At 62.9% G+C, this 5,171-nt stretch carries 3 protein-coding genes and 1 pseudogene; all 4 read left to right on the top strand.

The annotated features are described in order from the left end of the window. Window positions 1-384, top strand: a pseudogene (locus tag WS49_RS35760) (hypothetical protein); the annotation flags it as partial. After that, on the top strand, window positions 381-1,316 hold the full coding sequence (locus WS49_RS27290; protein ID WP_059535144.1) for a hypothetical protein: 936 nt from the start codon (window positions 381-383) through the stop codon (window positions 1,314-1,316). The pseudogene WS49_RS35760 and the gene WS49_RS27290, both read left to right, overlap by 4 nt. After that, window positions 1,313-4,600: a T6SS effector BTH_I2691 family protein gene (locus tag WS49_RS27285; protein ID WP_156441464.1), complete on the top strand. Its 3,288-nt coding sequence runs from the start codon at window positions 1,313-1,315 to the stop codon at window positions 4,598-4,600. Before WS49_RS27290 ends, WS49_RS27285 begins: the two co-directional genes overlap by 4 nt. Then, window positions 4,600-5,171 (top strand): DUF6708 domain-containing protein (locus WS49_RS27280; protein WP_082725591.1); only part of this gene is annotated, 572 nt, incomplete at its 3' end. The genes WS49_RS27285 and WS49_RS27280, both read left to right, overlap by 1 nt.

The raw sequence follows: 5,171 nt of genomic DNA, 5'->3' as shown, positions 1-5,171 counted from the left end.
ATTGGCCGCAACCACACCATCCACACGGCGAAGGACCGCACCGAGGAAGTCGGCAACCATCGTCGCGACAAGACGGCTGTCAATCACACGGTCGATATCGGCGGTCATCTGGAGCAGCGCGTGCAGGGGCACGCCGAGCTGGAGGCGGGGCAGGCCATTCGGCAACGCACCAAGGTCTATGGAATCCATGCTGCCGAGATATTGGAAGTCAAAGGCCCGGGCGGCACCGTGCGCATCGACGACGGTGGGATCACGCTGGACGCTGTGGCGATTCGTGTGAAAGGGCCGCTCACGCAGGAAAGTGGAGGTGCCGGCAACAGTCTGGCTTTCGACGGCGCCCCCATCAAGGGCCTATTGGCCGATTGCGTGGAAAAACAGCGATGAGTCACGATCTCCTGTATCGGTATGCCACCGAACAGCGCCATAAGGAAGACTACCTCTATCTACTACTCGATCCGCTGGCCGAGTGCGACGCCGATGACCCACTGCATATCGATTCGATGCGCGAACGACTTGGCAGCGAGGCATGCACTCGCGTGCTGCGTGTCGATCTTGCACACAGCCCCGGCGCGTGCCCTGTCTTGCTCACCTTGGCGCAGCCGGGAAAAGAGGCGGAGCGTCCCCTGTTGTCCCAGATCGAAGTCACCATGCGCCGTGATGCCTTCTATCGCAAGCGCTATGTCTGCGGGTTGATTGCCGCCCCGTTGGCGCCCGAGGATGTGGCCGCGCATATCCTGTCACTTTGCCGCTATGCGTCCGGCCCCGAAGGTCGGGGCTTTATTGCCCTCTTTGAACCGCTTCGGATGGAATTATGGGCCGCGTGTCGCATGGCGGGCAGCCTTTGGCCGCTGCGCCACTGGTTGATTTGTTTGAGCGGAGCCAGCATAACGTTGCTCGAAGGCAAGCCTGACCACCGCACTGCCGACGACTCCGAACACACTTGGTTCGCCCAGCGCTCGGCTCCCTTGATCGCCGACATCCAGGCCGCGTGGCAACGCGTGCGCGAAGCATCGTTCGACAACACCCATCTCCGAAACGCGAGTGCTGCGCTCACACCCCAGCAGGTCACCGCCGTGGCTTACCGCGCCGTCCGGGCGGCCCATACGCTAGGCCTGCGTGACCATCGCGACATCTTGATCCTGGGACTCCACAGCCTGCGAATCCACCCGCGGCTGCATGAGCATCCCCAAGTGCGAGCCAGTATCGAACGGGCCGCGCGCGGCAACACCCCGCTCTCGGATGACTTCGACCGCTGCTCCGACGCGATGTGGCAGCACATCGCCAACGAACTTGACGCAGCATGGAGCGCAACATGAGTAGTACCAGCCAACGTTTGAGTACCGCCGCGGCGGAAACCTGTCCTGCGGCGCCGGGTGTCTGCCGCACCTGCGAGCGAACCGGCCTGCCTCTCTTGCTGTTGCGCAAGGCGGTGTTACCCACACACCGGTCCCTGACGAAAATCGACCCACTCGGCGACGCATCCATCCAGTCGTCGCTGCGCATGCTCCGCGAAGGCTACGTGTACGTCTTGCTCGATAGAAAACAGTGGCAAGCCTACCAAGTCACCCCCGAAGGCTTCCTGCGGCAATTCAACCCGTACGAGATGCCGCGCAGTCGACCCGCGCCGCTTTCCAAGCAGTGTCTCGACGCGGGGCACGACCTGCGCGCCTCGTTCCTGCGCCTCGACACGCGTGCGCATCGCACGGCGTGGATTGCCTTTGCGCAAGACCCATGGCCAAGCGCCGTGCTCGATGCTTACAAGACCGGCAAGCGCGCCGACGGCACGGCACTGCCGGCCGACTTCCGCCAGCGTTTTGTCGAGATCGAGCTGGCCGCCGTCAAGGCCGACCCTACCGCCAAAGGGGGCGCGCTCGCACTCGAGCACGCCCATCCCCTGGCGGCGCACGTGGCCGAGTACGCCACCGGCACGGACGATTTCGGCAGCGTGCACGGCTGGTATCCGCGGCATGACCGTTTGCAGGCAATGCGCGACTATCTGCGCATCCTCGAGAGGCAGGAAGGGGTGGCGCGAGGCGTCGCCGGCGTGATCCTGCCCGACCCCGTTGGCATGGCCCACGAACTCGACAATCTGCGTTTGTCCGTACGCACGGCTATGCAACGCTGGGCCGAGCTACCCAGCCGGCGATACAAGTTCCTGACCTCACAGGCCCTGCTGGGCATCAAAGCGCTGATCGCGCAGCGCGCGGATGCGGAGACGGCGGACAATACAGAGTTCTGGTCGCACAGCGAAATGGGGGCGCCGCCCGTCTTCCGCGATCCGGCTGAAGAGCGTGCGGATATCGTCAAGGGCAAGACTCGCAGCAGAGTCAAGCGCCTGGAAGAGCGCTACCGAGAGGGCGGCGCGGACGGAAGGGCCGCATTCCAGCGGCAGTACGACGATGCCCAGTCCAAGTTCCAGCAACGAATCGATGCGTACGCGAAAGACTGGGCGACGCAGATCGACAGTGCCGCCTGGAAGCGGATCGTCGCACTGGACTATACGGATGCCGTAGCGCGCTCTGTCGGCTGCCGCTTGAAGACCGTGGCGGACTGCTTGGCCGGTGGCGTGACCGACGCCGTATCAGTTCCGCCGCCGCCAGCGAAGCCGGACCAAGCGCCCGCGGTCGAAGTGCTCGGGCCGAGCGGCAAAGTGTGGCAACAGTTGCTGAACGATCCGCTCAGCCCCGCCTATATCGCGCTGCAAGGCCAGCAGACCAGCCTGTATCGGGCGTTTGCGCCGTTGCTGGGTGGAGGCGCCATGCCGACCGACGCGGGCAAAAAGTACTTCGACACCCTCAAGGGCCTGGTCGGCAGCGACGAGGTAGCGCGCTGGCGCGAGCGCGCCACGGTGGACGCCGCCGATCATCTGCTGATCGCCATGCACAACGCAGCCGGGCGGCTGGACAAGCAGCTAGGACAAGGCGTCAAGGCTGCCCTCGATCATCTCTACGTCGGTGCGGCCTGGCTGTACGGCAACGCACGGCTTACTCAGGTCAAGGTGCAACTCACGGTGGGCGAGTGCTTCAACCTTATTGCCAAAGAGTTGCGCAGCGACACCGAGGCGACCAAGGGCACCGCCGCCCGGCGCGTGCGCGCAATGGTCTTCAGCGGCCTGATCGCCATCCCCGACAGCGCGCTGCGCAACGTACTGATCGATGTCACCGTGTGGACGCACGGCACGGCCGAGGAGGTCAAGCGGCGCCTCGCCGGTGTGCAACGCGATATTGGCGTAGCGGGCCGCGACGTCAAGCGGGCAGCCGGTGTCCTGGGCCGCGATGCGCAGCACGAGGCCAAGGCCGCTCTACGTCAGATCAAGGCGGGCCTCAAGAATCTGGAGCCTGCGGCCCAAAACGTGCTGAAGGGGCTCCAGGTCACCGGCGCCAGCGCGCGTCACTTCGCCGGCAGCAGCCTGGCTGGCCTCAAGCGCCTGTCGGTTACAGGCGTCGACGGTGGCCTGTCCCTCATCAGTCTGTACTTCCTGCACGACAGCCTGAAAAGCTCCCTCGCCGACCTGGACGCCAGGATCGGCGACCGTCATCCGGAAGCGGTTGCCGCCTTCTACGGCGCTGCGGTGGGGTTGATGGGGGCGGGCGTGGAAGGGGCTGGCATGGCCATCAAGATGCCGGCCGACGCGGCGCAAGCCTTTGCTCGGCGCTGGGGTGCCGTGGATACGCCACGACTGGCCAAGGCTGTGGGAATGGGCGAGAAGATGGTGAGGGCAGGTGGCGTGATTGCTGCGGTGGGGGGGATTGCGGATGGGGCTGCGAATATGGCGGCGGCGGTACGTACAGCAAGGATCGGGGACAAGGATGCAAGTGAAAAGTACATTGGCGCAGGAATTCTATCTATTGTAGGCGCCGGTTTTAGCATTACCGGAGCGGTGGGGGCGGGTGTTCTCATGGGGCCGTTGGGTATTGGTATCGTGATAGGTATCGTTGCATTTGCCGTAGCTCAAATTGCTAAATCTCAGGAGTCGAACGCACTGGAACTATGGGCCCGCCATTGCCATTTCGGCAGCGACGACAAATACCGGCATTGGGGTATCAGCGATAGCGATGATCCTGAGAAGATTGCACGAATTGTGAACAGTGCCATCGCCGCACTCAACGCAGCGGTACTGGGCATGGAGGTCGCCCTTGGATTTGAGCGTGCCCGGCGGTTGATGGACAGCGGCACCATGCTTACCGCCGACATCGAAGTGCTGAAGAACACAGGGGGCACAGAGGTCGGTACCGATCTCGTCTATCGCATCTTGCTGCCCGGTTTCGATCCCGCCTATTCAGGCTACCGTTTCACGCTGGAAGTACAGCGCTTTGGTCTCGCCCGGGACGGTCGACGTACGCCGCAGATCATCACTCAAGTCCTCGCCGCAGGCCAAATGAATGCCAACGGCGAACCGGTCAAGCCAACGGCTACTTCCCGGCCGGACTATGTCGTGGTGAAGGACGGGCAACCGACGAAGAGCCTTCCTCTCCTCACTGGCCGCTTCGAACTGGAACCCGTCCACGGCATCCAGTCAGTCACGCTAAAAATCACTTACTGGCCAGACAAGAGCGACGAAAGTGGCTTCGCCGAAGTTGTTGTGATGGAGGTGGCGTGATGGCGGAGCCCAAGCTCAACTCGCCCTGTACCGGCTGGAAGCGTGATCTCCCGGGGCCCAATGAGCCGATCGAAGAAGCGCCGACCTTGCTTTGGTTCGAGCCCACGCATCTCGATGACGTTTTCGTTGAAATTTCGCGGAATGTTTTGGCTGTGCGCGGGCTAGTGATTTGGCTGGCTGGGCTCATGGGTCTCGTAACGCTTGGGGGAGTCGCGTCGCTAGTTTGGGGACTTATAACAGACCCGGATGGTACATACGGATTTATCGGATTTACGTTCGTTATCTTTATGATTTTCTCAATAGCTGGAATTGGGTTCTGGATAACTTGCTTCGCTTACTGCTCCGACGTTTCTCCTCCTCGCGATCTGCCCTTACGCTTCAACCGCGCCCGCCGCAAGGTCTATGTCCACGGCTTCCATTGGGTCTGGTGGAATCCCTTCACCCGCTGGTACGTCACCACGGCGAGCTACGATTGGGACGACCTGCGCGCGGAGCAATGGAAGGTGCGCGGGGCGACCGCCAACGGCGCCCTGATCGTCAAGGAGGGCGTCTCCATCGCCGTGGTGAAGCC

The organism is Burkholderia sp. RF7-non_BP4 (assembly GCF_001521935.1).
In the GTDB taxonomy this organism is placed as follows: Bacteria; Pseudomonadota; Gammaproteobacteria; order Burkholderiales; family Burkholderiaceae; genus Burkholderia; species Burkholderia diffusa.
The sequence above is the reverse complement of the archived record's forward strand: the minus strand, read 5'-3'. Positions and strand labels throughout refer to the sequence as shown.

Coding starts and splice junctions, on each gene's coding strand:
- WS49_RS27285 (WP_156441464.1), top strand. CDS start 1,313: ATGAGTAGTACCAGCCAACGTTTGAGTACCGCCGCGGCGGAAACCTGT.
- WS49_RS27290 (WP_059535144.1), top strand. CDS start 381: ATGAGTCACGATCTCCTGTATCGGTATGCCACCGAACAGCGCCATAAG.